Raw genomic sequence first — 24,975 nt, 5'->3', positions numbered from 1 at the left:
GTCCGGCCCCACCCCCCCCCCGGTGGGGGCGGCTGCCGGTCGCGGGCCCCGGGTGGGGGGGCGCCCCCCCGGGGCGGCCCCCCCCTCCTCGTCGTGCGCGCGCTCAGAGGTGCGCGTCGAACTCGATGTGCGCCTTGATCGTCGACTCGGGGTGGTGCGCCGCCTCCAGGGCGGACAACGCCTGATCCGCCGGGAACCGCTGCGTCACGAGCGGGGTGAGGTCGAGCCCGCTGCCGGCGAGGAACCGGAGCGTCTCCGGCCACACCCCGGGCGAACCGATCGAACCCGTGATGCGCAGCTCCTTCGACTGGATGAGCCCGAGCTTCGCGGGAGCCGAGCCCCCGACGTCGATCCCGATGTAGGCGATCCGACCGCGGAACGCGGCCAGCTCGAGCGCCTGCGCCATCACGGCGGGACGGCCGCTCGCCTCCACGACGAGGTCGGCGCCGCGCCCGGCGCTCACCGAGGCGAGCAGCGCGTCGATCCCGTCGGGATGCACCGCATGCGCGGCTCCGAGCGCGAGCGCCGCAGCGCGGCGGTCCTCGGACGGCTCCACCACCACGGTGGTCGCCCCCATCGCCGCGGTCGCCGCAGCCACCGCCAGACCGACCGGGCCGGCGCCGAGCACCACCACCGTGTCGCTCGCGTCGACGCCTCCGGCGTGCGTCACGGCGTAGTACGCGACGCTGAAGGGCTCGACGAGTGCGCCCATCGTGAACGACAGCCCGTCCGGCAGGTGATGCAGCCACGACTCCTTCGCGACGAAGAAATCGGCTGCGGCCCCGCTGATGGAGAACCCGAAGTGGTCGGTGCCGATGACGCACTCGCCGACCACCCGGTCGCCGGGCGCGAAGCCGGTGACACGGTCGCCGACGGCGACGACCTCGCCCGACCACTCGTGGCCAGGGATGATCGGGTAGGCGAACGGGATGATGTAGCGCCCCTCGAGCAGCTCGATGTCCGAGTGGCACACCCCCACCGAGCGCGCCGCGACGAGCACCTCGTCCGCGGCGATCTCCGGGACCGCCAGGTCCTCGACGACCGGGGTGTCCTGCGCGGCGTAGACCAGTGCACGCATGTTCTGCTCCTCTCGGGCTAGCGGGTCTCGATGAGGACCTTGACCTGATCGCCGGTCGGCGACAGCAGCGTCTCGAAGCCCTTCTCGACGATGTCGGCCATGGGCACCCGGCCCGTGACCACCTTCTCGACGGGATAGCGCCCGCGAGCGATCAGGTCGACGATGCGCGGGAAGTCGAAGACCGGGTAGCACCACGTGCCGGTGAGGGTGATGTCGTGCTCGGACAGCACCATCGGGTCGATCGACGCCGGCCGCGTGTGAAGGCCGGTCTGCGACACCCGGCCCGCGGACCGGACCGCGGCGAGCGCCGTCTGCAGCGCCCGCTCGTTGCCCGAGCACTCGACGACCGCGTCCGCACCGATGCCGCCGTTCAGCTCCTTCATGTGGAGGGCGACGTCCGTCTCGGCCGGGTTCAGCACCTCGGCCACGCCGAAGCCGCGGACGAGCTCGGCTCGGACCGGGTTGACCTCGGAGACGACGACCCGGGCCCCGAGCGACGCGGCGTACAGCGTCGCGAGCGCCCCGATCGGGCCCGCTCCCGTGACCAGGACCGTGTCGCCCGGTCGAACGCCCGCCGTGTCCACCCCGTAGGCGGCGACGGCGGCGGGCTCGACGAGCGCACCCTGCAGGTCGCTGACCTCGTCGGGCAGCACCGTCAGCTTCTCCTGCGGCACGACCGCGAGCTCCGCGATCCCGCCCCAGGCGTAGCTGAGCCCGATGCAGGCCATGTTCACACAGAGGTGGTTCAGCCCGCGGACGCAGTAGTAGCAGGTGCCGTCGAAGAGCAGCGGCATCACGGAGACCCGCTGCCCGACGCGCACGCGGTCGACCCCTGGCCCGATCTCGACGACCTCGGCCGAGAACTCGTGACCGAGGATCTGCGGGATCGTCGACCCGTTGAGGCGGTGCGGCTGACTCGGCGTGACGATCGGACCCTGCGCGTACTCGTGCAGGTCGGTGCCGCAGACGCCGCACCAGAACGGCCGGAGCAGCACCTCGCCTCGCCCGGGTGCGCCCGGCGCGGCGACATCCTCGACGCGGACGTCGTGAGCGGCGTGGAAGACAGCGGCCCTCATCGTTCCTCCTCCTGGATCGTGGGATCGAACAACACCTTGCCCTCGAGTCTCCCGGTGGCGAGGCGCTCGAGCTGGTCGGCGAGGTCGCCGAGCGGATGCACGGAGTCGAGGAGCTCGTCCGCGAGACGCGTCGTCGCGAGGATCTCGAGCGCAGGCCCCAGGTCCTCGCCACAGACGTGCGCGAGCGTCGTGCGCACCGTGATCTCGCGCATCACGAGGGCGTGGACGTCCACCTCCTGCTGCTTCGCGGGCAGACCCACCTGCAGCACCGTGCCGCCGTCCCGGACCATGCCGATCGCAGCGTTCAGCTGGCCGGGAGCGCCGCTGGCCTCGATCACGACGTCGGCGCCACCCGGAGCGGCCTCGAGGACTCGGTCGCGGACCGCTTCGCCGACCTCGACGACTCGGTCCGCACCGAGCCGCAGTGCGCGCTCCAGCCGCGCACCGGCGAAGTCCACGACGGTCACGTCGAGGTCCGCGAGGTGCTGCAGCCCCGTCAGCACGAAGGTGCCGATCGCGCCCGCGCCGATGAGCACGACGCGATCGCCGTCGCGGGCGCCGGACCGTCGTGCGGCGTGGAGACCGACCGCGAGGGGCTGGGCGAGGCCCGCCGCATCGAGCGCCAGCCCTTCCGGCAGCGCGACGAGCGTCCTCTCGGGCACCGCGACGAGCTCGGCGAGGCCGCCCGGTGCGTTGAGCCCGTGCGTGTAGTACCGCCGGCACAGGTTGGTGCGCCCCTCCAGGCAGCGGTCGCATCCGCCGCACCAGACGCCGGCCCCGCTCGCGACGAGGGAGCCCGCCGGGAACCGACCGCCCTCGACGGGAGCGACGACCTCCCCCACGAACTCGTGGCCGAACACCATCGGGCCGGTCGCGCCGGTGACGGGGTGCACGCGGTCCACCGGGAAGGTGAGCGGGCCCGCCTTCCACTCGGTCGCGTCCGTCCCGCACATCCCGGACCGCAGGACCTTGAGCAGGACCTCGCCGTCGCGCGGCTCCGGCCGGGGGACCTCCTCGATCCGGACGTCGTGCTCGCCGTGGTAGACCGCGGCCCTCACGCGTCCGCCCCTGCAGGGGCCGCCTCGCCGCGACCCCACGTGGTGTTGAGGTTGGACTGGGAGCTGCGGATGACGGGCAGGGCGCCGTTCACCGTGAAGTACCGCTGACCCGCGACGAGCAGGTCCTCGGCCGGGAACTTCGTGACGACCTCGGCGCCCGTGGCGGTCACGACGACCTCCTCCTCGATGCGCGCCGCACCGATGCCGTCCGCGCTCGGCCAGTAGGTCTCGAGGGCGAAGAACATGCCCTCCTTCAGCTCCTCCGGGTGGTCCAGGGAGACGAGTCGGGAGAAGATCGGCTTCTCCCAGATCGACAGGCCGACGCCGTGCCCGTACTGGAGCGCGAACGCGGCCTCCTCGTCCGGGAACCCGAACTCCTGCGCCTTCGGCCACACCTTGACGATGTCCGCCGTCGTCGCGCCCGGCTTCACGAGCGCGATGGCACGGTCCATGTACTCGCGGGCCCGCTTGTAGGCGTCGTTCTGCGCCGGGCTCGCCGAGCCGACCGCGAACGTGCGGTAGTAGCAGGTCCGGTAGCCGTTGAAGCTGTGCAGGATGTCGAAGAACGCGGGGTCACCCGGCCGGATGATGCGGTCGGAGTAGACGTGCGGGTGCGGCGAGCACCGCTCTCCCGAGATCGCGTTGACGCCCTCGACGTACTCGGACCCGTGGTCGTAGAGCGTCTTCGCGACGAGTCCGACGGTCTCGTTCTCACGGACACCGGGCCGGAGGAACTCGTACAGCTTGTCGTAGGCGGAATCGACCATCGACGCGGCCTGCGTGAGCAGCGTGATCTCGTCCTGCGTCTTGATCGCCCGCGCCTGCATGAAGACCTGCTGGCCGTCGACGACGTCGATCCCCGCGTTCTTCAGCGCCATCAGCACCGGCATCTCGACGACGTCGACGCCGAGCGGCTCGCCGAGCAGGCCGAACTTCTCGAGCTCCCGCTTGATCTTCGCGGCGACCTCCTCCGCCGCCCCGGCCGAGGGGTCGAACGCGCCGCGGAGGGTCGAGATGCCCGCGCGCGAGCCGTGCTCGAGGCGCGGCCGCTTCGCCCCGTGATGCGGCGCGTGCGGATCGGCGTCCATCTCCGCGGTCGTCTCGCCGAGCCACGGGTTGTAGAGCGCGTGGTGCTTGGCAGCGGAACCGAAGTCCCAGACGATCGGATCGGAGTTCCTCGTCAGGAGGGAGAACCGGATCAGCTTGTCCATCGCCCACGTGCCGATGTGGGTCGCGGTCATGTAGCGGATGTTCGAGAAGTCGAACGCCAGCAGGGCTCCGAGGTCCGAGCGCTCGAGCTCCGCCTTCAGCCGGGCGAGACGCTCGTCACGGAGTCGATCGAATCGGACGCGTTCCTCCCAGTCGACGCCGTTGGTTCCCGGGGTGGCTGTGCTCAGCATGAGCGGCTGCCTTTCTGGACGGGGCGCCCGCAAGCGGCGCGCCGATGGATTGCGGGGCTCACTCGGCGGCGGCGGCAGCGCGCCGGCGGCGGCGGAGCCGGCCGGTCGTGTAGACGATCGCGGCCGCCAGGATCAGGGCGCCCTGGAAGTAGTACTGGAAGACCGTCCCGAGGCCGAGGAACACCGTCGCGGACAGCACCTGCTGCAGCAGCAGCGTGCCGAGGAGCGGACCGATGAAGGTGCCGCGGCCGCCGAGCAGGCTCGTGCCACCGAGCACGACCGCGGTGATGCTCGTCAGCGTGAAGGCGGAGCCCTGCGTCGGGTCCCCGATGCCGTACTGGCCCATGAACATGAGTGCGCCCAGGAAGACGAGGAGCGCCGTCGCCACGTAGCCGAGCACGACCGTGCGGTTGACGTTCACGCCCACGGTCCGCGCCGCAGTCTCGTCCGACCCGGTCGCGCGGAGCCGCCATCCCCATCTCGTGCGACGCAGCGCGAGCTCGAGGAGGACGGTGACCACGACGAGCACGATGAAGAACAGCGGGATCGGTCCGAAGCTCATGGTCACGAACCCCTGGAAGTCCTGACTGATGTAGCCGCCCTGCTGCGGCCGCAGCAGCAGCGCCAGGCCCCCGAAGGCGATGTACAGCGCGAGGGTCGCGGCGATGGGCGTGAAGCGTGCCCCGCGGATCAGGCCCCCGTTGACGAGACCGGTCACCAGCGCGACGAGGAGCATCAGCGCGAGCCCGAGGAGCACGGTGCCCACCGGTTTGCCGTCGTTGACGAAGAACGACGACACGACGACCAGGAACCCGGCCAGTGGCCCGACCGAGAGATCGATGCCGCCGGTGAGCAGCGCGATGTTCTGCCCCAGCGCGAGGAAGCCGATCGCCGTGGCGGCGGTCAGGATCGTCACGAGGTTGAACGAGGACAGGAACGCGCCGTTCTGAACCGCGATGAACGCGCCCAGCAGCACGATGAGCACCGCGACCAGCGCGCTCGGGGCGAAGTCGCTCTGCACGAAGCGGCGGAGGCCCGTGGCGTGGTTCCCGCGGAGCGCCTCGGGCGTCTGGATGGCGGAGGTCCGCGACCCGACCGCGGCGCTCACCATGCGCTCCTCCGTGATCTCGTCGCCGACGAGCGTCGCGACGACCTGACCGCGGGACATCACCAGCACCTGGTCGCAGAGCCCCTCGAGCTCCTTCGTGTCCGACGAGGAGACGACGACGGGGATGCCCCGCTGCGACGCGTCGCGGAGGATGCCGTAGATCTCCGCGCGTGCGCCCACGTCGACGCCCTGGGTCGGCTCGTCCGCGATGAGCAGCAGCGGGTCGGACAGCAGCGCGCGGGAGATCACGACCTTCTGCTGGTTGCCGCCGGAGAGCGCCGACACCGGCGCGTCCATCGACGGAGCCTTGACGTGGATCGAGGACAGCGACCGGCCGACGACGTCGGTCTCCTTCGGCCGGCGGAGCAGCGGCCCGGCGGTGAACGACCGCAACGCCGAGATCGCCGCGTTCTCGCGCACGGTGAGGCTCATGGCGAGGCCCTCACCGTGCCGGTCGGCCGGCATGTACGCGGCGTGGTGGAGCAATTGGCGGCCCGACCGGGCCGTGCCGGCGATGCGCACCTCTCCGTCGAACTGCTCGAGTCCTGCGAGCGCGCGCAGCAGGTCGCTCTGGCCGTTGCCGACGACCCCCGCGATGCCGACGATGGCGCCGCGGGGCACGCGGGCGGAGACGTCCACGAAGCCGGGCCCGGTCAGCCCGCGCAGCTCGAGGTCGTGCCCGGCCTCGACGTCGACCGGTCCCAGCTTCGGCGGGAACGCCGACTCGAGCTTGCGACCGACGATCAGCGAGAGCAGCTCGTCGTCGCTGATGTCGGCGACGTCCGAGGTCCCCCTGGTGCGGCCGTCCCGGAGCACGGTGACGCGGTCCGCGAGCTCGCGCACCTCCGCCATCCGGTGCGTGATGTAGATGACGGAGACGCCGTCCGCCACCGCCTCCCGCACCAGCCCGAAGAACCGCTGGACGGCGGCGTCACCGAGCGGCGCGGTCGGCTCGTCGAGGATGAGCACGGCGGGTGAGACCGCGAAGGCCTTCGCGATCTCGAGGAGGTGCCGCTGCGCGACGGTCAGATCCTCGACACGGTCCCGGAGATCCACCTCCAGCCCGACGCGTTCCAGGACGCGCCGGGCGACGGCGGCACGCCCGCCGTCCCCGCGGAGGACGGATGCGGGCAGCGCGACCTCGAGGTTCTCGAGCACGGTGAGGTCGGGCAGCACAGCGGGGTGCTGATGCACGATCGCGATCCCGTGCGCCGCGGCCGTCCGTGGACTGAGCGGGGAGACGGTCTCGCCGCCCACCACGATCTCGCCGGAATCGGGCTGCGTGCCGCCCGTCGCGACGTTCATGAGGGTGGACTTGCCCGCTCCGTTCTCCCCGAGGATCGCGTGGACCTCACCCGCGCGGATGGAGACGGACACGTCGCTGAGCGCGGCCACGCCGGCGTACGTCTTCGTGATCCGCCGCATCTCGAGGGTCGCCGGCGCGACGTCGACGGATGCGGGCGCCGGTGCGAGCGCTTCGTTCATGGTGAGGGCCTTCCGCTGAGACGGGTGCGGACGAGCCGGGTCGGTCCGGTCGCAGGACTGGACCGACCCGGTTCGGTCACTTGCCGAGTTGCGCCTGCTGGTCGCCGGGCATCTCCGCGGAGAGGTAGACGTCACCCGGGAGGTCGGACCGGCACTGCACCGGCTTCGACGGATCGGTCGAGTCCTCGAACACCGGTCCCTTGAAGGAGTCGGCGGTGGGGATCTTGCCGCCGGTCGCCTTCGCCACCGCGTAGTCGACGGCGAGGCGCACGTTGTCGTTCCCCGTGGCGACGGTCTCGAGCTTGAACGGGTGCGCGGCCTGCTGCGACTTCCAGAAGCACGCGAGTGAGTTGCCGTCGGACGTGGCGAGCGCGGGGATCTGGCGGCCGCTCTTCGTGAACAGCGGCAGCGAGCTGACGAGCGTCGGGCCGAAGTCGGAGACGATCACGTCGATCTTCGGGTACTTCGCGATCGCCGCGGACAGCAGGGTCTGGGTGAGCGTCGGGTCCCAGTTCGTGGGCACGAACGGCGTCTGGTCGATGAACGTGTACTGCGAGCCGAGGTTGGCCTTCAGCGCGTTGTACTCCGTGACGCTCTGGCTGTTCCCGGCCGGGCCGCCCATGAACAGGATGTTGCCGCCGTTCGGGACGACCTTCTTGATCCAGGCCGCCCAGTTGTTGCCGTCGTTGGCGAAGTCGTCGCCGATCCACTTGTCGTAGTTGACGCCGGCCTTGCCTCCCGGGTCGACGCGGTAGGGCACCGTCACGACGCCGGCCTTGTAGGCGGCGGTCAGGGCGGGGAGCACGGCCTTGCCGGCGTCCGGGAACACGACCATCGCGTTGACGCCGCGGGAGGCCATGCCCTTGATGTCCGAGATCGCCTTCGAGGTGTTGCCCTGGCCGTCGGCGTAGAGGAACTTCGTGACGCTCGGGCACTTCGCGGCCTCGGCCTTGCCCGACGCGGTCGTGACGAGGCGCCAGCTGTTGCCGCCGAAGCCGTCGAGCAGGGCGAAGGTGATCTTCTTCGTGCCGCACCACGACGGCGCGCCGGACACGTGGGTGACCTTGTCGCTCCCCGAACCACCGGCGTTCGATGCGCCGCTGCAGCCGGAGAGGACGAGCGACATCGCCGCGAGTGCTGCAGCGGCGAGGCCGGACTTGGTGCGAGGTCTCATGGCATGTGTTCCTTCTGTCGGTTCGCGACGCCTCTGTCGCGCTTTCCGCCGCTCGCGCGGCTGGGAAGTCCTGGTGGTGGTCAGGCCGGTACCGGGGCCGTCCGTCGTCTGCGGCCGGTGATCCGGCGCCAGATCGCGGCCCAGTCGACGGTGTAGAGGGAGACGCCCAGCGCCAGCGCAGCGGCCTGGACGATGGTCTGGATCGCCGTCGAGACCCCGAGCGCGAGCACGAACTGCACGAGCTGCTCGAGGAAGACGGCGGCGATCACGGTGGCGAGCGGGTACCCCCTCCCGCCGAGGAGCGACGTGCCGCCGAGCACGACGACCGCGACGGAGATGAGCAGGAAGCTGTCACCGCTGTATGCGCTCGGCTGCGCGGTGATCCCGGCGATCATCACACCGGCGAGGCAGTAGAGCAGCTGCGCCCACACGTAGGCCGAGGTCTGGTGCAATCGCGTCCGCAGCCCGATGGCCCGCGCCGCCCTCGGGTTCGCGCCGATGAACTCGAAGCGGCGCCCCGGCACGGTGCGCCGCACGAGGACGGTGACGAGGATCAGCGCACCGACCGCGAACAGCACCGAGAACGGGATGCCGGCGACGGAGCCGGTCATGATGTCCTGCAGTGCGGACGTCGTGATCCTGGGACGCCCACCGGAGATGCCGAGGTTCACGCCGTAGAGCAGCGCGTTCGTGCCGAGCGTGGCGATGATCGGGTTCAGACCGAGACCCCCGACGAGGAGTCCGTTGACGACTCCGGCGACCACCGCGAACGCGAGGGCGAGGAGGACGGCGGGCAGCAGCAACGAGTCGTTCTGGTCGGGGATGTGCGTCACCGTGACGACGGCCAGCGACATGGCGCCCGCGACGGAGAGGTCGATGCCGCCCTGCTGCACCACGAGCATCTGGCCGAGTCCGGCCACCGCGAGCACTGCGGCGATCGGCAGCATGCCCTCGAGCGAGGTGGGCGAGACGCTCGACTGCGCGAAGACGGCACACACGGCGAACAGCAGCACCGTGGCTGCGAGGATCGTGACGAGCCCCTTCGAGACGGCGAAGCGGGCGCTGGACAGTCGGGGCGTGTCCTGGTCCGTCGGCGTCGACATCTGCATTCTCTCCGCGCTCATCCGTACCGCTGTGTAGCGGATGTGTTGAGTGTCACTGTACAAAGAACGGAGCGCTCTGCACAACCGGCACGGCGAGTCGTGCGCATGTTCACCGCTCCGGTGCCGGCCGGTCCGAGTCATGGAGGCGAGTACCACGGACGAGGCGACCCAGGACTACTTCGAAGGCGGATCCGGCGAGGAGATCACGCTCGCGGAGAACGAGGCGGCGTGGCGTCGCCTCCGCTTCCGGCCACGGGTCCTGACGGATGTGGGGTCCGTCTCGACGACGACGACGCTGCTCGGCGCGGAGCTGGCGACGCCGATCCTCGTCGGTCCGACGGCGCTGCACGGTCTCGCCCATCCGGAGGGCGAGCCGGCCACCGCCCGTGGCACCGCGGCGGCGGGCAGCCTGTTCGTCCTGTCGACCCGCTCCTCCGTTCCGCTCGAGCAGGTTGCCGCGGCGACCCGTGCGCCGTGGTGGTTCCAGCTCTACGTCATGCGGGACCGCGCACTGACCGGTCAGCTCGCCGAACGGGCGGCAGCGGCGGGTGCCAGGGCGCTCGTGCTCACGGGCGACACCCCGCGCGTCGGTGAGAAGCGGCGTTCCACGGCCTCGATCGGCGTCCTGGAGCGGCACAGGCGCGCCATGCAGGCGCAGAGCGGGAGGGCGCTCAGCACGCGTGACGTGGAGCAGGACCCCGCGGTCGACGCGGGGATGATCGGTCGACTGCGCAGCGACACCGGGCTGCCGGTACTCGTGAAGGGCGTGCTCCGGGCCGACGATGCGCAGCGGGTCCTCGACGCGGGCGCGGCCGGCATCATCGTCTCCAACCACGGAGGCCGGCAGCTCGATCGCGCGGTCAGCACCGCGGTCGCCCTTCCGGAGGTGGTGGACGCCGTGCCCTCCTGGGTTCCCGTGCTCGTCGACGGCGGCATCCGGACCGGCCTGGACGTGCTGGCGGCGCTCGCCCTCGGTGCCCGCGGGGTGCTGCTCGGGCGCCCCGCCGTCCGTTCCCTCGCCGACGGCGGTGCCGACGGGGTGCGGACCCTCCTCGACGAGGTGCGGCGCGAGCTGGAGCACGCCATGGCGCTGGCCGGTGCGGCGTCCCTGGAGGGGATCAGCCGCGATCTGCTGGTGGGCTGACCGCATCCCGCTCCGCCGCGTTCAGCGGCACTTGACAGCGCTCGCAGGATCGGCCAGTGTGCAGTCGCCCTCCATGAGCGGAGGCGCAGCGTTCACCAATCGAGCACGACGACGTCTCGGAGCACGCATGATCCCTTCCGCCGACGGCGGTCTCCTGTTCGAGGCCGCAGGGCTCACCGCGATCATGTCGGCGGTGTTCGCGTTGATCTCGCTCGGCGGACTCGCGCTCGCGCAGTCGACGGACGAGCGCACGCCCCGGGGCTGGATCGCCTCGAGCTGGATCAGCTGGAGCGTCTGCGTCTCCAGCCTCGTGGTCGTCGCGGCGATGGCGCCCGCCGGCTGACGGCGCGATCGCCCGGCAGCGGCCGCCCGCAGTGTCCTCGGACCGGCTCAGCCGAGGCGGAGGGACGTCATCCCGCCGTCGACGCGGAGGACCGCCCCGGTGGTCGAGGCGGCGAGCGGGGACGCGAGCGACAGGACCGCGTGCGCGACCTCGTCCGCGGTGACGAGCCGGCCGAGTGGCTGCCTGGCGCGCAGCGCGGCGGCGGCCTGCTCCGGGTCCTCGCTCGCCGGGAGCAGCCGGCCGACCCACGGGGTGTCGGCCGTGCCCGGCGCGACCGCGTTCACGCGGATCCCGTCGCGCACGTGGTCCGCGGCCATCGCGAGGGTGAGCGCGGCGACCGCGCCCTTGCTCGCGCTGTAGAGCGCACGGTTCGGCACGCCGACGAACGCCACCGCCGAGCAGGTGTTGACGATCACGGCGTGCTCGGAACGGCGCAGGTACGGCATCGCGGCGGCGCTCACGCGCGCCATCGCGACGACGTTCACGTCGAGGACCCGCAGCCACTCGTGCTCGTCGTTCGCGGTGACGTCGCCGCTCGCCCCGATGCCCGCGTTGTTCACGACGACGTCGATGCCGCCGAACCGTTCCGCCGCCCGGTCCACCGCGGTGCGCACCGCGGCGGCGTCGGTGACGTCGCAGCCGAGCCGCAGCGCCCCCTCCGGTGCGGTGTCCGGCTGCAGGTCGAGCGCGGCCACCCGCGCCCCGCCCTCGAGCAGACGGCGCACGACGGCCGCGCCGATGCCGCTCGCCCCTCCGGTGACGACGGCGGACAGCCCCTCGAACTCGCTCATGCGCGGATCCCCTCCTGCACGTCGATGTGCGTCTTCGGTCCAGGTCCAGCGCCCGCCGGCCGGTCGCCCGCGAGCACCGCCGCGAGCCCCTCGAGCGGGATGGTCGCCGCGATCAGCGGCCGCGGGTCGACCGCGCCCGCGGCGTAGGCGTCGATCGTGCCCTCCAGCCCCCCGGAGGCGCTGAGCACGCCGACCGCGGTGACGTCCTGCAGCGCGAGCGCGCGGGTGTCGACGCGGCTCGGGCTGCCGGCGAGCCCGACGTAGACGACGCGCTTGCCGGGTTCGACGAGCTCGAGCGCCTTCGCGGGCAGGTTCGGCGCGTTCGACGCGTCGATCACCGCGTCCCAGGGCAGCTCGGGGAGCTGGTCCTCCGCCCAGACGCCGTCGAAGCCGAGCGTGCGCGCGAACGCGAGGGACCGCTCGCTGCGCCCCATGAGGTGCACGGCCGCGCCGGCGGCGCGCGCGAACATCGCCACGAGTAGGCCGATCGTGCCTGGGCCGAGCACGAGCACCGTGTCGCCCGGCCGGAGCGCCGCGCCCCGGACGGCGCGCAGCGCGTTCCCGCCCGGCTCCACGAGCGCGCCCTGCGCGTCGTCGACCGCGTCGGGCAGCGCGTGGAGGAACCGGGCCGGGACCGCGACCCGCTCGGCGAGCGCACCGGGCCGACCGCCCCGGATGCCGAGCTCGGTCCGGAACGCGCACACGTGCTGCCGGCCGTCCCGGCAGCGCCGGCACGCACCGCAGCCGAGCATCGTGTCGCCCGTGACCCGTCGACCGAGCCAGCCGCGGTCCACGCCCTCCCCCACCGCGCCGACCGTGCCCATCCACTCGTGGCCGATGCGGATCGGGAACGACGCATGCCCCTCGTGGAGGTACTGCATCTCCCCCGTGTAGAACTCGACGTCCGTGCCGCAGACGCCCGCCCGCTGCACGTCGACGACGACCTCGCCGGGCGCGGCGACCGGTTCCGGGACCTCCTGCACCCCGGCCTCGAACGGGCCGGTGATGACGAACGCCCTCATCGGGTGCCCGTGGCGGACCGGTCGGCCGACCGAGGCGTCCTGGATCCCCGACGGGCGCTGCACGCACCCGTCCTCGCGCGCGCACCTGCCACGGCCCCATGTTCTCGGGTCCTGCACGATTCCGGAAGCGGCGCGGGCGACGAGGGGATGCGGACGGATCGACGACCGCCCCCGGGGTGGTCGATGATTCGAGCATGAGCATCGCGATCGTCACGGGCACCTCCAGCGGCATCGGGCTGCACACCGCGGTCGGCCTCGCGCGAGCCGGGTTCGACGTGATCGCGACCGTCCGCGACGTCGCACGCGCGGACGCGCTCCGGGAGGCGGCGGACGCCGCGCAGGTGCACCTCGACATCCGGGCGCTCGACGTCACCGACGCCGCCGGCGCTCAGGCCCTCGTCGAAGGTGCGGGAGCCGTCGACGTGCTCGTGAACAACGCCGGCCGCGGTGCCGTCGGCACGCTCGAGCAGCTGACCGACGACGACCTCCAGGCGCAGCTCGACACCAACTACCTGTCGGTCGCGCGGCTGACGCGACTGGTCCTCCCCGGGATGCGCGCCCGGAGGCGGGGACGCATCGTGACGGTGACCAGCGTGGGCGGCGCGGTCGGTCAGCCCTTCGCCGACGCCTACTGCGGCGCGAAGTTCGCGGTCGAGGGCCTGATGCAGTCGCTCGCCCCGGTCGTCGCCCCCTTCGGCATCGAGGTCGCGATCGTCGAGCCCGCAGCGGTCGCCTCGTCCTTCGTCGAGTCCGTCGACCGGAGCGACGCCGGGCCGTACGCGGAGCAGCTGCAGGCCTACCTGGACAGGACGGCGGCCGCGTTCGCCGCGGCGCAGCTTCCGGAGGACGCCGCGAGGACGGTCGTGGAGGCCGCGACGACCGCCGAGCCGAGGTTCCGCTGGCAGACCTCCGACGCCGCCGTGCGCTTCGTCGGCCTGTCGCTCGCCGACCTCGACGGCTCGCGGGTGCTGGGCGCCACCTCCCAGTGGGTCCGCGGGACCAGCGGCGCCTGACCTGGGCGGACGCGCCGCTCCCACCCCGGCAGCGTTTCTTCGTGACGAGGTCGAGCACCTCCTCCGCCGCTCGTCGCCACGCGAGCCGGTGTTAGCGTCCTGAGGAGCACCGCGAGCGATGGAGCCGCCATGTCCCTCTTCGACACCGCGCACGGATCTACCGAGCGGCGCCCGTTCGGATGACCGCCTCCCCCGTGCGCCCGGCAGGCGCGGAGGTGTCCCGCACGGTGTTCGGGCGCGCGTTCGCGATCATCGGCGCGTTCGCCGACGCGCCGGACGAGGGGCTCACGCTGACCGGGATCGCGCAGCGGTCCGGCCTGCCGATGACGACCACGCACCGCCTCGTCGGCCGGCTGGAGGACGAACGGCTGCTCGAGCGGGACGGCGAGGGCCGGTACCGGGTCGGTCTGCGGCTGTGGGAGCTCGGGCTGCTCGCCTCCCGTCCCCAGGGGCTGCGTCGGGCCGCGCTGCCGGTCCTCGAGGACCTCTACGAGGTGGCCCACCAGAACGTGCAGCTGATGGTCCTCGACGGCGTGGAGGCGGTCGTCGTCGAGCGGCTGAGCGCGCGCGACGCGATCCGGCTCGCGGGGCGCACGGGCGGCAGGCTGCCGATCCACGCCACGAGCGGTGGGGTGGTCCTCCTGGCCCACGCCGGGGAGGACCTGGTCGAACGGGTGCTGCAGGAGCCGCTCCAGCGGTTCACGGCGAGCACGATCTCGTCCGAGGCGCAGCTGCGGGCGACGCTCGCCCTCGCCCGCAGGCAGGGGTGGATCACCCTGCGGGACCACATCACCCCGGGGTCGGTGTCGGTGGCCGCCCCGGTGCGCGACGCCAGGGCGCGGGTGGTCGCTGCGGTCTCCGTCGTCTCGGACGCATCCGACGGCGACCACCTGGTGCCCGCGGTGCGCACGGCGGCGCTCGCCATCGGCCGCACCCTCCGCTGAGCCCTTCGTCGTTCAGGAGATCCGGCGCTCGACGCGCAGCATCTCCTGACCGACGAAGGGGCTAGACGCGTTCGAAGACCGCGGCCAGGCCCTGGCCGCCGCCGATGCACATCGTCTCGAGGGCGTACCGGCCGCCGAGGTCGTGCAGCTCGTGGGCGAGCGTCGTCAACATGCGCACGCCGGTCGCGGCGATGGGGTGGCCGATCGAGATGCCGCTGCCCCGCGGGTTGAGGCGCGGGTCGTCGTCCGCGACCCCCCACTCGTCGAGGCAGGCGAGGACCTGGACGGCGAACGCCTCGTTCAGCTCGATGACGTCGAGGTCGTCCATCCCGAGCCCGGCGCGGGCCAGGGCCCGCTTCGACGCGGGCACCGGACCGATGCCGAACCGCTCGGGATCGACCCCGGCGACGGCCCAGGACACGAGGCGGAGCAGCGGCGTCAGGCCGAGCTCGGCCGCGCGAGCCGGGGTCGTCACGATGCAGGCGGCCGCGGCGTCGTTCTGCCCGCTCGCGTTGCCCGCCGTGACCGTCGCCTCCGGGTCCTTGCGGGCGAGCGCGGGCCGGAGCCGCGCGAGCGACTCGAGCGAGGTGTCGGCGCGGGGGTGCTCGTCGGTCGCGACCGTCACGGCCCCCTTGCGGTTCGGGACCTCCACGGCCACGAGCTCGCGGTCGAAGGCGCCGGACGCCTGCGCGGCGACCGCGCGGCGGTGGGACTGCAGCGCGTAGCGGTCCTGCCGGTCGCGGTCGATGCGGTACTCGCGCCGCAGCACCTCGGCCGATCCGATGTTCCCGTCCGGCATCGGGTGGAAGCGGCCGCCCGCCCGTTCCCGGCCCCGGTTCAGGGCGTCGTGCAGCACCAGCGCGCCGGGCGGGAGCCCCCTGCGGCCCTCCTCCGTGTAGTACGGCGCGTTGCTCATCGACTCCGCACCGAGGGCGACGACCAGGTCGGAGACGCCCGTCTGCACCTGCATCGCGGCGTTCAGGACCGACTGCAGCCCGGAGCCGCAGCGGCGGTCGAGCTGGTAGCCGGTCGCGGTGACGGGCAGGCCCGCGTCGAGCGCGGCGACCCGGCCGATCGGCGCCGCCTCCATCGTCGGGTACCCCTGCGCGCCGATGACGTCGTCGACGGCGTTGCCCGGCAGTCCGGTGCGCTCGAGCAGCGCGGTCAGCACCCGCGTCGCGAGGTCGAGCGCGGACAGCGGTGCCAGCGCGCCCCCGAACCGGCCGACCGGGGTGCGGACGGGCGCGCAGACCACCGCCTCGCGCAGCTCGGTCACGCGGACGCCCCGACCGACTCGGCCACCGCGAACGACGCCCCGGTCAGCTCCCGCACCGACTCGACCGTCTCCCCCGGCGCGAGCTCGATGAGCACGAGCCCCTCCGGCGTCACGTCGAAGACGGCCCGGTCGGTGATGATCCGGTCCACGCACGCCCGACCCGTGAGGGGCAGGAGGCATTCGGGCAGGATCTTGTGCTCGCCCGTCTTCGTCACGTGCTCCATCACGACGATCACCCGCCTGGCGCCCGCAACGAGGTCCATGGCCCCGCCCATGCCCTTGATGAGCTTCCCCGGCACCGCCCAGTTCGCGATGTCGCCGTGCTCGGAGACCTGCATCGCGCCGAGCACCGCGTCCGCGATGCGGCCGCCGCGGATCATCCCGAAGCTCGCCGCGGAGTCGAAGAACGCCGCGCCGGGCAGCGTCGTCACGGTCTCCTTGCCGGCGTTGATGAGCTTCGGGTCCTCCTCCCCCGCCCACGGGTACGGCCCGACGCCGAGGATCCCGTTCTCGGAGTGCAGCACGATCGTGCGCCCCTCCGGGATGAAGTTCGGGATGAGCGTCGGCAGCCCGATGCCGAGGTTGACGTACGAGCCGTCCTCGAGCTCCTGTGCGGCGCGCGCCGCCATCTGGTCACGGGTGAGGGGCATGTCAGGCCTCCGGACGGGTGCGCACGGTGCGCTTCTCGATGGGCAGGTCCGCCGCCTCCGCGGGGCTCAGCTGCACGATGCGGTCGACGTAGATGCCCGGGAGGTGCACCTCGTCGGGATCGATCTCGCCCGGGGCGACGAGCTCGTCGACCTCGGCGATCGCGATCCGGCCCGCCATCGCGGCGAGCGGGTTGAAGTTCCGCGCCGACTTCTCGAACACGAGGTTGCCGTGGTGGTCGCCCTTCGCGGCCCGCACGAGGGCGTAGTCCGTGCGGATGGCGGTCTCGAGGACGTACGCGGTCTCGCGACCGAGCACATCGAAGACCGCCGTCGGCTTCGGCGGGCTGGCGACCGCGACCGACCCGTCCGCGGCGTAGCGCCAGGGCAGGCCGCCCTCGGACACCATCGTCCCGACGCCGCTCGCCGTGTAGAAGGCGGGAATCCCGACGCCGCCCGCGCGCATCCGCTCGGCGAGGGTGCCCTGCGGCGTGAGCTCGACCTCGATCTCCCCGCCGAGGTACTGCCGGGCGAACTCCTTGTTCTCCCCGACGTACGAGCCGATCACGCGGCGGATCCGGCCGGCGGCGAGCAGCAGCCCGAGCCCCCAGCCGTCGACGCCGCAGTTGTTCGACACGACCTCGAGGTCGGTCGCCGCGCCGTCGAGCAGCGCCCGGATCAGGACGATCGGCACACCGTTCAGCCCGAACCCGCCGACAGCGATCGACGCCCCGTCGCCGATGTCCGCGACCGCCTCCGCGGCCGACGCGACCCGTTTGTCCATCACTGCTCCCTCTCGTCGTCGGTCGACCCGTGCTCCTCGAGCACCTGCTTCAGCACCGAGAAGGCGCTGTTCGCCGCAGGCACCCCCGCGTAGATCGCGGTCGTGAGGAGGATCTCGCTCAGCTCCTCGCGGGTGAGGCCGTTGCGCAGCCCCGCGCGGAGATGCATGGCGAGCTCGGTCCAGTGGTGCGCGGTCACGAGGCTCGAGATCGTCACCGCGCTGCGCATGCGGCGGTCGATCCCCGTGCGGGTCCAGACGCTCCCCCACGCCGTCTCCGTGATGAAGCGCTGGAAGTCGGCGGTCTCCGGGATGATCCCCGCGGTCGCGCGGTCCACGTGCGCCGAACCGAGCACCTCGCGCCGCACCGCGAGTCCCGCGTCGTACCGGCTGCGCGGCGCGAACGCGCCCAGGAGGATCGCGGCGACCTCCGCAGGCCGTTCGAGGTGCGCCTGGTGCCCGGTGTCCTCGAGCACCGTGAGCCGCGCGCCCGGGACGGCGCCCGCGAGCGCGGCCGCGGCGTCGGGCGTGACGACCCCGTCCGCGTCCCCCGCCACCACGACGGTCGGGGCGGCGATCCGCCCCACGTCGGCCCGCCGGTCGAAGCCGGCGAGCGCCTCCGCGAGCCGGGCGTAGGACTCGTCGTCCGTGTCCATGAGCTCGTGCAGGGTCCGGCCGACGGTGTCCGGGTCCCTGCTCGGGAAGGAGGGGGCGAACCAGCGGGCGCTCGACGCCGCGACGAGCGCGGGGGTGCCCTGCGCGCGGGTCTGCTCGGCGCGCTGGGTCCAGCTCTCCGGTTCCCCGATCCGGGCGTCGGAGCAGATGATCGCGAGCCCGGCGAGCCGGTCGGCGTGCTCGCCCGCGGCGAGCTCGATGCCGATCGTGCCGCCGATGGAGACGCCCGCGTAGACGAAGCGGCCGCCGCCGAGGCCGTCGACGACCGCGAGCACCGCCTCGGCGAGGTCCGCGATCGTGACCGGTCCGTCGACCGCGGGCGATCGTCCGTGGCCGGGCAGGTCGAGGCGGACGACGCGGAACGCGCCGGTGAGCCGCGACGCGGCGGCGTGCCACCCTTCCGCCGCGGTCCCGAGCGCCGGCCCGAGCACGAGGAGCGGCGCTCCCGGATCGGTGGAGGCGGTCGGGTCGACCATCCCGCGCAGGACGACGGTCATCGGATCTCCTCCCCGGCCGCGCGGAGGGCGGCGTCGATCAGCACGTCGGACAGGCCGACGGGGCCGCCGGTCACGGCGACGGCGTCGAGGTCGACGTCCGCCCCGGCGCTCGACCGGATCGCGGCGACGAAGTCGTCCTCCGCCAGCGCCGCCGTCACGAGCTCGGCCGCCCGCGCCCGACCGAGCACCGCGGCCACCGCCTGCTGGACCCGCTCCGCGTGCACCGCCCCGCGGGTGAGCGCGAGGTTCGCCGCCGCCCGGTCGCGATCGACGGCGAGCGCGCTCACGAGCCGCCCGGCGAGCGCGGCGGACTCGACCGCGAGCCGCAGCAGCTCCCGCAGCGGCTGCCACTCCGCGTGCCAGTCCCCCGCGGGCCGGTCGTCGAGCGCGAGCTGCGCGCCGAGGAGCGTGGAGGCCAGTCCAGGCGCACGCCGCGCGTTCGCGACGAGCAGGACCGCGGGCACGGGGTTCTGCTTCTGCGGCATCGCGGAGGAGCCGCCCTCCCCCTCCGCCTGCGCGAGCACGAGCTCGCCGATCTCCGCACGCGTGCCCTGCACGGTCTCGAGGCCGAGCCGGCCGAGCGCCCCCGTGAAGGCGGCGAGCGCGGCGCCGAGGAGCACGACCGGCGACCGCTCGACGTGCCAGACACCGACCCGCGCGGCGAGACCGAGCCGGGCGGCGACGTCCGCGCGCAGCGCGGCGGCACCGTCGACGCCCAGCCGATCGGCGAGCACGGCCGCGGTGCCGACCGAGCCGCCGAGCTGCAGCGGCAGCTCCACCCCGTCGAGGTGCCGCCAGGTGCGGGTGATCCCCTCGAGCAGCACCGAGAGCCGGAGGCCCGCGGTCGTCGGCGCGGCCTGCTGGCCGAGCGTGCGGGCGACCATCGGCGTCGTCCGCTCGGCGTCCGCGAGCACGGCGAGCCCGCGCAGCACCTGCGTGATGACCGGCTCGACGGCGTCGAGCGCCCGGGTGGCGAGCAGCATCGCCGCGCTGTCGAGCACGTCCTGGCTGGTGAGCCCGAGATGCACCGAGTCGGCCAGCGGCACAGGCGTCGTCCGCCGCAGCGCGGCCACGCGCGGGATGACGGGGTTGCCGCCCGACCTGCCCGCGGCGGCGATCGCGTCGACGTCGAGGGCCGCGACGTCCCAGTCGAACGCGCCGGAGGCCGCGCCGCGCGCGATCAGCGCCCGCAGGTGCGCCGCCTCCACGTCGACCATCGCCGTGAGCAGCGCCACGTCGTCGACGACCGCGGCGGCGCCGGACGCGGGGTCGAGCAGCCCGCGGTCGAAGACCGTCACACGGGCTCCCGGTACTCCAGGAACACCGTTTCCCGCTCCCCCTGCAACCGCACGTCGAAGCGGTAGGAGGCGGGGCCGTCCGCACGCGCGAGCAGGGTCTCGCGTCGCGCCGGGTCGACGCGGTCGAGCAGCGGGTCGGCCGGCACCGCCTCCTCCGCGCCGATCAGGTAGGCGCGGGTGAAGAGGTGGTGGAGCAGACCGCGCGCGAAGACGGTGACGAGCGCCCACGGCACGGTCGAGGGCGCGATCGCACCGGGGAGCACGGTCGCGAACTCGTAGTGGCCGCCCGCGTCGACGGCGGCGCGGCCGAAGCCGGTGAAGCGCCCGAGGTCGCGCGCCCTGCTGCCGTCGCGCTGCGACATGCGGCCGGTCGCGTCGGGCTGCCACCACTCCAGCAGCGCGTCGGGCACCGGGGCGCCGTCCCCGTCGAAGACCGTGCCGTGCACCGTGATCGCGTCCGTCCGCGAGGGTGCGACGAGCTGGGGCCCGCCCGGGAACGGCAGCGCGTAGTCGAAGAACGGCCCAACCGTCTGCGACGGCGTCTGCAGCAGCTCACTCGTCATCGTGCTCGTCCTCCATCCAGGTGGCCGTCGAACCGGTGAGCACGATGTCCCACCGGTACCCGAGCGAGAACTCGGGGACCGTCTCGTCGTGGTCGTACGTCGCGACCAGCCGCTCGCGGGCCTTCGGGTCGGTGATCGACTGGTAGATCGGGTCGAGCGCGAACAGCGGGTCGCCCGGGAAGTACATCTGGGTCACGAGCCGCTGCGTGAACGCCGACCCGAAGAGGGAGAAGTGGATGTGCGCGGGCCGCCACGCGTTCCGGTGGTTCTTCCACGGGTACGGCCCCGGCTTGATCGTCGTGAAGCGGTACGAGCCGTCGTCGCCCGTGAGCGCGCGCCCGACGCCCGTGAAGTTCGGGTCGAGGGGCGCGGGATGCTGATCGCGCTTGTGGATGTAGCGGCCGCCGGCGTTCGCCTGCCAGATCTCGATCAGCTGGTTGCGCACCGGACGGCCGTCGCCGTCGAGCACCCGCCCGGTGACCGTCATCCGCTCGCCCTGCGGCGCTCCCGCGTGCTGGATCGTGAGGTCGCTCTCGTACGGGTCGACGTCGACGTGCCCGAACGCCGGGGACGTCCGCTCGATCTCCTCCGGGAACAGGGTGACGAGCTCGTGGGTCGGATGCCGCAGCTGACTCGAGCGGTACGGGAGGAAGTCCCGCGGCGGATGGTTGGCGCGGCGACCGCGCACACTCGCGTGGATCCGTTCGATGTCGGCCGAGATCGTCTCCTGGCTGTCCAGGGCCGGACCGGCGACTGCGCCCTGGTCGGGCGGGGTGGTGGAGGTGCTCATCGGATGACCAATCCCGTGTACTGCTCGGCGATGGACTGCTGGGCGTAGCGCGACCCGCCGACGTACCGCAGCCGGCCGAGGCGGCTGCGGTAGCGGAACTCCCGCTCGTCGTCGGGGACGGCCGACCCGGGCACGTGGAGCAGGTCGGTCATGTACTCGGAGAACTGCTGGACCTTCCACTGCCGCTCCAGCGCGCGGTCGCTGTAGGAGCGCAGGGCGGCGTCGTCGCCCGCGCTCTGCTCGGCGAGCGCCGCGCCGAGCATCGCGACGTCCGCGATCGCGGAGTTGAGCCCCTTCGCCCCGGTGGGCGGCACGATGTGGCCCGCGTCGCCGGCGAGGAGGAACCGCCCGTGCGCGAGCGTCGACACGACCGAGGAGCGCATCCGCGTGATCGACTTCTCCGTGATCGGGCCGTGCTGCAGCGTCCACCCCGGGGTCGCGAGCCGGGTGTCGAGCGCCTCCCAGATCCGGTCGTCGGACCAGTCCTCGATCCGCTCGTCGGGGTCGACCTGCACGTAGAGGCGCGACACCGACGGGCTCCGCATGGAGTGCATCGCGAACCCGTCCGGGTGCAGGGCGTAGATGAGCTCGTCGGTGCTCGGCGGCACGTCGGCGAGGATGCCGAGCCACGCCGCGTCGTAGGCGCGCTCCGCCGTGCGCACGAGCGTCGCGGGGAACCGCGTCTTCGTGACGCCGTGGAAGCCGTCCGTCCCCACCACGAAGTCCGCCCGCACCTCGTGGGGCTCACCCTCGTGCACGAACCGGACCACCGGCTCGCCCTCCGGGTCGGCGGGGTCCACGTCCGCCGCGTCGTACAGCACCGTGCTGCCCAGTGCGTCGTGGGCGGCCATCAGGTCCGCCTGCACCCGCTGCTGCCCGTAGACGGTCACCGTGCGGCCGACGAGCGCCTCGAAGTCGACGTGGAAGCGCTCGCCCTCGTGCTGCAGGAAGATCCCGCCGTGCACGAGGCCCTCCGCGTGCAGCCCGGCCGCGAGCCCGAGCGACTCGAGCACGTCGACGCTCGACTGCTCGAGCACGCCCGCGCGGATGCGGCCCAGCACGTGCTCGCGGGAGCGGTGCTCGATCACGACGAATCCGACGCCGCGGTCCGCGAGGATCGCGCCGAGGAGCAGCCCGGCGGGGCCGGCGCCGATGATGGCCACCTGCGTTCGTGTTCGTTGCATCCGTCGTCCTCGTCGTCGACACCGGTCGCTCGATCGTGCCGTGGGGGCGGCCCCGCGTGCGCCCGCGTTTCCGGATTCCGGAAACGGCTCGCCCCATCCCTCCGGGAGCCCTCCGCGGCAGATGGGGCGCGGCGGATCGCCCCGTCAGCCACGGGCGGCCCCCGGAGGGGACCGGTCAGTGGGGCGAGCCGCCGCCGAGCGCGAACCGGCAGAACTGCAGGGCCTCCCGCAGCTGCACCACCTGCCCCTCGGTCATCGCCGCGACCATCCGGTCCTCGATCCGCCGCACCTCGGGCAGCAGGCGCGCGAGTACCTCGAGCCCGGAGGGCGTGACGGAGAGCAGCTGCCGCCGGCGATGGTCGGGATCCTGCTCGCGGAACACGAGGCCCCGCTGCTCCAGCTCCGCGGTGACGGCGCTCATGGTCTGCGCGCGGACGAAGGAGTTCTTCGCGAGCTGCGCGGAGGTGAGGCGGGGGCGCCGTTCGAGCACCGTCAGCGCCGTGTACTGCGCGACGGTCAGGCCCTCGGTCTGCGTCACCGCATCCAGGTGCACGCGGACCGCCAGCTCGACCTGCTTGATGAGGTAGAGCAGCGTCGGGCGCTCCGCCGCCCGGGACGACAGCGGTTCGGCCCCGCCGGACACGATCGACGTCGGCATCGTCACCTCCCACCCCCATCCTGGCCCGGCCCCGGCGAGATCGTCGCGATGAAGCGGGCGATCGACCCGGGCACGTCCGCCCGCTCGAGGGCGCGCGGGTCGGCGTTGCTCGCCCGGATCTCGAGCACCGGCACGCCGGCCTCCTCGAGCGCGAGGGTGATGAACCGGGCGCCGGCGACGTCGTCGGCGACGAGGTGCACGACGCCGTCGACGCCGTGCGTGAGCGCCTCCTTGACGTGCCACTGCGGCGCGACCGCCGGGGCGTACAGCAGGTCGGTCACGCCGACGAACCGGGCGGCGAGGGTCTCGATCGGGTCGTCGCCGTAGCGCAGGTACCCGTCCGCGGCGATCGCGAGGTACATCGACCACACGAAGACCGCGCCCGCCTCCTCCTCGAACCGGCGGTAGAGCGCGGTGTCGCCCCAGAGGCCCCGCCCGACCCACATCAGCCGCACGCGCTCGTCGGGCACGACCGCAGCGCCGTGCTCGATCAGGCCCTGGACCTCGTCGAGCAGGGCACGGGCGGCGTCCCTCGCCCACACCGTGCCGCGGTGCCACTGCGGCAGCATCACGGCCGGGATCGTGTCGGTGACCCGGACCGGCGTCGGGCGGGCTGCCGCGATCAGGTCGCGCGTCCTCCGGTTCAGCTCCTCCTGCTCGTTGATGAGCCGCATCACCTCGCGGAGGCGCTCGAGCTCGAACCGGCGGCCGGTCCTCGCCTCGAGCACCTCGATGAGCTCCCGGTTCTCCGCCGCCATCAGGGCGATCCGGTCCTCCCCGAACACCCGGCCCCACTCGTGCGGGACGAGGTCCCACCACGCGTCCGGCGCGGGCACCGCGGCGGTGCGCTCGTACGGGAAGAAGATGACGTCGGGGTCGTCGGTCCAGGCCTCGAACACCTTGCCCGTGGCGTCGCCGGAGAGCTCCGCGATGACGATCCCGGGCTTCGGGAGGCCGCCCCAGAGCGCCTCCTGATCGGCGACGCCCCGCGAACCGAGTGCGAGCACGTCGTACTGCCGGCTGTCGTCCGGGTGGCCGAGCTCCCGGACCACCGCGAGGCTGTCCTCAGCCAGCTGCTTCGCGGTGACGATCGACGCCCACCACTGGTTCACGACGTACGGGATGTCCATCGCGCGGAGGATCTCCTGCGGCGCGTCGGCGTTCACCAGCGCGATCACCTCGCCCGCCGCCGCCCGCGCACGGACCTCCTGGAACCAGGCGCGCTGGTGCGAGAGGGCATCGGTCGTCGCCTGCAGCCGCGTCATGCCGACCGCCGCAGCTCGTCGAGCGCGCCGAGCACCGCGTCCGGATCCCCGGCGGCCGCGCCGCGGACCAGGACCGCGGGCACATCGACGGCGCGGCGCTGCCGCGACCAGTCCCAGGCCGGCCCGTCGTCGTGCTCGCGGATCACCGCGAGCAGCGCCCGCGCGCCGCTGCGGCGCACGCCGTCCGCGGTCGCTGCAGCCCTCGCGGCCATCGACGAGGTGGGCGACGCGGGCGCCCCGCGCAGCCGGCCGAGCGCGACGGCCTCGGCCGCCTCCGCTCGCGTCTGCGGCACCATCCCCACGGGCCCGTCGGTCAGGATCGGGTCGCCCCAGTCGTGGTCCTCCCCGACGACGACGGCACCCGCCGACTCCAGGAGGCGGTACAGCCCGTCCCCAAGGGGGGCGCTCCCCGTCAGCCAGACGGGGAGCGCGTCGCCCGCGCGCGGACCGGCCGCAGCGATGGCGCCGATCGCGGTGAGCGCCTCGGGCGAGGGCGCGGCCGCAGCGACGGCGTAGGCGTGCAGCGCCTCCGTGCCGGTCGGGCCGCCGCCTGCGGGCCGGGCGTCGCGGAGCCGCAGCAGCAGGTCCTCGACCGCCGCACG

The 24,975-nt window shown here is 73.3% G+C and carries 23 protein-coding genes and 1 pseudogene; 4 read left to right on the top strand and 20 right to left on the bottom strand.

The genetic code is table 11. From position 1 onward, the window contains the following. Window positions 1-103: 103 nt before the first annotated feature. The 7 genes from ACTHLI_RS05235 to ACTHLI_RS05205 form a co-directional block, all read right to left on the bottom strand. Window positions 104-1,078 (bottom strand): zinc-dependent alcohol dehydrogenase, encoded by a 975-nt coding sequence (locus ACTHLI_RS05235; RefSeq protein WP_440181998.1) that lies wholly within the window; start codon window positions 1,076-1,078, stop codon window positions 104-106. A 17-nt stretch (window positions 1,079-1,095) separates the two neighbouring features. Next, a complete protein-coding gene (locus ACTHLI_RS05230) occupies window positions 1,096-2,154 on the bottom strand; it encodes a 2,3-butanediol dehydrogenase (protein WP_440181996.1) in 1,059 nt (352 codons plus the stop codon). Next, window positions 2,151-3,212: a zinc-dependent alcohol dehydrogenase gene (locus ACTHLI_RS05225; protein ID WP_440181995.1), complete on the bottom strand. Its 1,062-nt coding sequence runs from the start codon at window positions 3,210-3,212 to the stop codon at window positions 2,151-2,153. The genes ACTHLI_RS05230 and ACTHLI_RS05225 overlap by 4 nt, the downstream gene beginning before the upstream one ends. Next, on the bottom strand, window positions 3,209-4,612 hold the full coding sequence (locus tag ACTHLI_RS05220; RefSeq protein ID WP_440181993.1) for a M24 family metallopeptidase: 1,404 nt from the start codon (window positions 4,610-4,612) through the stop codon (window positions 3,209-3,211). The genes ACTHLI_RS05225 and ACTHLI_RS05220 overlap by 4 nt, the downstream gene beginning before the upstream one ends. A gap of 58 nt (window positions 4,613-4,670) precedes the next feature. Next, complete coding sequence (locus ACTHLI_RS05215; RefSeq protein ID WP_440181992.1) at window positions 4,671-7,205, bottom strand: ATP-binding cassette domain-containing protein; 2,535 nt, start codon at window positions 7,203-7,205, stop codon at window positions 4,671-4,673. Between the two features lie 76 nt (window positions 7,206-7,281). Continuing rightward, a complete protein-coding gene (locus ACTHLI_RS05210) occupies window positions 7,282-8,379 on the bottom strand; it encodes a substrate-binding domain-containing protein (protein ID WP_440181991.1) in 1,098 nt (365 codons plus the stop codon). Between the two features lie 80 nt (window positions 8,380-8,459). After that, window positions 8,460-9,503, bottom strand: coding sequence for an ABC transporter permease (locus ACTHLI_RS05205; protein ID WP_440181990.1), 1,044 nt, complete (start codon window positions 9,501-9,503; stop codon window positions 8,460-8,462). Window positions 9,504-9,621: 118 nt separating this feature from the next. Here ACTHLI_RS05205 and ACTHLI_RS05200 point away from each other — a divergent pair, with 118 nt between their 5' ends. Next, window positions 9,622-10,626: an alpha-hydroxy acid oxidase gene (locus tag ACTHLI_RS05200; protein WP_440181989.1), complete on the top strand. Its 1,005-nt coding sequence runs from the start codon at window positions 9,622-9,624 to the stop codon at window positions 10,624-10,626. A 127-nt stretch (window positions 10,627-10,753) separates the two neighbouring features. Next, on the top strand, window positions 10,754-10,969 hold the full coding sequence (locus ACTHLI_RS05195; protein ID WP_440181987.1) for a hypothetical protein: 216 nt from the start codon (window positions 10,754-10,756) through the stop codon (window positions 10,967-10,969). Window positions 10,970-11,016: 47 nt separating this feature from the next. Here ACTHLI_RS05195 and ACTHLI_RS05190 read toward each other — a convergent pair whose 3' ends face one another. Further along, on the bottom strand, window positions 11,017-11,760 hold the full coding sequence (locus ACTHLI_RS05190) for an SDR family NAD(P)-dependent oxidoreductase (protein ID WP_440181986.1): 744 nt from the start codon (window positions 11,758-11,760) through the stop codon (window positions 11,017-11,019). Further along, a complete protein-coding gene (locus ACTHLI_RS05185; RefSeq protein ID WP_440181985.1) occupies window positions 11,757-12,845 on the bottom strand; it encodes a zinc-dependent alcohol dehydrogenase in 1,089 nt (362 codons plus the stop codon). The genes ACTHLI_RS05190 and ACTHLI_RS05185 overlap by 4 nt, the downstream gene beginning before the upstream one ends. A gap of 131 nt (window positions 12,846-12,976) precedes the next feature. Here ACTHLI_RS05185 and ACTHLI_RS05180 point away from each other — a divergent pair, with 131 nt between their 5' ends. Both ACTHLI_RS05180 and ACTHLI_RS05175 read left to right on the top strand, forming a co-directional pair. Beyond that, a complete protein-coding gene (locus tag ACTHLI_RS05180; RefSeq protein ID WP_440181984.1) occupies window positions 12,977-13,795 on the top strand; it encodes an SDR family NAD(P)-dependent oxidoreductase in 819 nt (272 codons plus the stop codon). 179 nt (window positions 13,796-13,974) lie between these two features. After that, a complete protein-coding gene (locus ACTHLI_RS05175; protein ID WP_440181983.1) occupies window positions 13,975-14,739 on the top strand; it encodes an IclR family transcriptional regulator in 765 nt (254 codons plus the stop codon). Window positions 14,740-14,800: 61 nt separating this feature from the next. Here ACTHLI_RS05175 and ACTHLI_RS05170 read toward each other — a convergent pair whose 3' ends face one another. The 11 genes and pseudogenes from ACTHLI_RS05170 to ACTHLI_RS05120 form a co-directional block, all read right to left on the bottom strand. Further along, window positions 14,801-16,015, bottom strand: a complete 1,215-nt coding sequence (locus tag ACTHLI_RS05170; RefSeq protein ID WP_440181982.1) for an acetyl-CoA C-acetyltransferase — start codon at window positions 16,013-16,015, stop codon at window positions 14,801-14,803. Further along, a complete protein-coding gene (locus tag ACTHLI_RS05165; RefSeq protein WP_440181981.1) occupies window positions 16,012-16,665 on the bottom strand; it encodes a CoA transferase subunit B in 654 nt (217 codons plus the stop codon). Before ACTHLI_RS05165 ends, ACTHLI_RS05170 begins: the two co-directional genes overlap by 4 nt. A 1-nt stretch (window position 16,666) precedes the next feature. Further along, window positions 16,667-17,446 carry a CoA transferase subunit A gene (locus tag ACTHLI_RS05160; protein WP_440181980.1) on the bottom strand — a complete coding sequence of 260 codons (780 nt, stop codon included), beginning with the start codon at window positions 17,444-17,446 and terminating at the stop codon, window positions 16,667-16,669. Beyond that, window positions 17,446-18,615, bottom strand: a complete 1,170-nt coding sequence (gene pcaDC, locus ACTHLI_RS05155; protein WP_440181978.1) for a bifunctional 3-oxoadipate enol-lactonase/4-carboxymuconolactone decarboxylase PcaDC — start codon at window positions 18,613-18,615, stop codon at window positions 17,446-17,448. Before pcaDC ends, ACTHLI_RS05160 begins: the two co-directional genes overlap by 1 nt. Beyond that, complete coding sequence (locus tag ACTHLI_RS05150; RefSeq protein ID WP_440181977.1) at window positions 18,612-19,913, bottom strand: lyase family protein; 1,302 nt, start codon at window positions 19,911-19,913, stop codon at window positions 18,612-18,614. Before ACTHLI_RS05150 ends, pcaDC begins: the two co-directional genes overlap by 4 nt. Then, window positions 19,910-20,476 carry a protocatechuate 3,4-dioxygenase subunit alpha gene (pcaG, locus tag ACTHLI_RS05145; RefSeq protein WP_440181976.1) on the bottom strand — a complete coding sequence of 189 codons (567 nt, stop codon included), beginning with the start codon at window positions 20,474-20,476 and terminating at the stop codon, window positions 19,910-19,912. Before pcaG ends, ACTHLI_RS05150 begins: the two co-directional genes overlap by 4 nt. Further along, window positions 20,466-21,266: a protocatechuate 3,4-dioxygenase subunit beta gene (gene pcaH / locus ACTHLI_RS05140; RefSeq protein WP_440181974.1), complete on the bottom strand. Its 801-nt coding sequence runs from the start codon at window positions 21,264-21,266 to the stop codon at window positions 20,466-20,468. Before pcaH ends, pcaG begins: the two co-directional genes overlap by 11 nt. After that, window positions 21,263-22,450, bottom strand: a complete 1,188-nt coding sequence (locus tag ACTHLI_RS05135) for a 4-hydroxybenzoate 3-monooxygenase (RefSeq protein ID WP_440181973.1) — start codon at window positions 22,448-22,450, stop codon at window positions 21,263-21,265. Before ACTHLI_RS05135 ends, pcaH begins: the two co-directional genes overlap by 4 nt. Window positions 22,451-22,625: 175 nt before the next feature. Then, window positions 22,626-23,108 (bottom strand): MarR family winged helix-turn-helix transcriptional regulator, encoded by a 483-nt coding sequence (locus ACTHLI_RS05130; RefSeq protein WP_440181972.1) that lies wholly within the window; start codon window positions 23,106-23,108, stop codon window positions 22,626-22,628. Between the two features lie 2 nt (window positions 23,109-23,110). Then, a complete protein-coding gene (locus tag ACTHLI_RS05125) occupies window positions 23,111-24,373 on the bottom strand; it encodes a 2-hydroxyacyl-CoA dehydratase (protein WP_440181971.1) in 1,263 nt (420 codons plus the stop codon). Then, window positions 24,370-24,975, bottom strand: a pseudogene (locus ACTHLI_RS05120) (hypothetical protein); the annotation flags it as partial. The pseudogene ACTHLI_RS05120 and the gene ACTHLI_RS05125, both read right to left, overlap by 4 nt.

This window comes from Amnibacterium sp., assembly GCF_051956055.1.
Lineage (GTDB): Bacteria > Actinomycetota > Actinomycetes > Actinomycetales > Microbacteriaceae > Amnibacterium.
The sequence above is the reverse complement of the archived record's forward strand: the minus strand, read 5'-3'. Positions and strand labels throughout refer to the sequence as shown.

Coding starts and splice junctions, on each gene's coding strand:
- ACTHLI_RS05235 (WP_440181998.1), bottom strand. CDS start 1,078: ATGCGTGCACTGGTCTACGCCGCGCAGGACACCCCGGTCGTCGAGGAC.
- ACTHLI_RS05130 (WP_440181972.1), bottom strand. CDS start 23,108: ATGCCGACGTCGATCGTGTCCGGCGGGGCCGAACCGCTGTCGTCCCGG.
- ACTHLI_RS05175 (WP_440181983.1), top strand. CDS start 13,975: ATGACCGCCTCCCCCGTGCGCCCGGCAGGCGCGGAGGTGTCCCGCACG.
- pcaDC (WP_440181978.1), bottom strand. CDS start 18,615: ATGACCGTCGTCCTGCGCGGGATGGTCGACCCGACCGCCTCCACCGAT.
- ACTHLI_RS05220 (WP_440181993.1), bottom strand. CDS start 4,612: ATGCTGAGCACAGCCACCCCGGGAACCAACGGCGTCGACTGGGAGGAA.
- ACTHLI_RS05125 (WP_440181971.1), bottom strand. CDS start 24,373: ATGACGCGGCTGCAGGCGACGACCGATGCCCTCTCGCACCAGCGCGCC.
- ACTHLI_RS05200 (WP_440181989.1), top strand. CDS start 9,622: ATGGAGGCGAGTACCACGGACGAGGCGACCCAGGACTACTTCGAAGGC.
- ACTHLI_RS05215 (WP_440181992.1), bottom strand. CDS start 7,205: ATGAACGAAGCGCTCGCACCGGCGCCCGCATCCGTCGACGTCGCGCCG.
- ACTHLI_RS05160 (WP_440181980.1), bottom strand. CDS start 17,446: ATGGACAAACGGGTCGCGTCGGCCGCGGAGGCGGTCGCGGACATCGGC.
- ACTHLI_RS05195 (WP_440181987.1), top strand. CDS start 10,754: ATGATCCCTTCCGCCGACGGCGGTCTCCTGTTCGAGGCCGCAGGGCTC.
- ACTHLI_RS05190 (WP_440181986.1), bottom strand. CDS start 11,760: ATGAGCGAGTTCGAGGGGCTGTCCGCCGTCGTCACCGGAGGGGCGAGC.
- ACTHLI_RS05230 (WP_440181996.1), bottom strand. CDS start 2,154: ATGAGGGCCGCTGTCTTCCACGCCGCTCACGACGTCCGCGTCGAGGAT.
- ACTHLI_RS05180 (WP_440181984.1), top strand. CDS start 12,977: ATGAGCATCGCGATCGTCACGGGCACCTCCAGCGGCATCGGGCTGCAC.
- ACTHLI_RS05205 (WP_440181990.1), bottom strand. CDS start 9,503: ATGAGCGCGGAGAGAATGCAGATGTCGACGCCGACGGACCAGGACACG.
- ACTHLI_RS05135 (WP_440181973.1), bottom strand. CDS start 22,450: ATGCAACGAACACGAACGCAGGTGGCCATCATCGGCGCCGGCCCCGCC.
- ACTHLI_RS05165 (WP_440181981.1), bottom strand. CDS start 16,665: ATGCCCCTCACCCGTGACCAGATGGCGGCGCGCGCCGCACAGGAGCTC.
- pcaG (WP_440181976.1), bottom strand. CDS start 20,476: ATGACGAGTGAGCTGCTGCAGACGCCGTCGCAGACGGTTGGGCCGTTC.
- pcaH (WP_440181974.1), bottom strand. CDS start 21,266: ATGAGCACCTCCACCACCCCGCCCGACCAGGGCGCAGTCGCCGGTCCG.
- ACTHLI_RS05210 (WP_440181991.1), bottom strand. CDS start 8,379: ATGAGACCTCGCACCAAGTCCGGCCTCGCCGCTGCAGCACTCGCGGCG.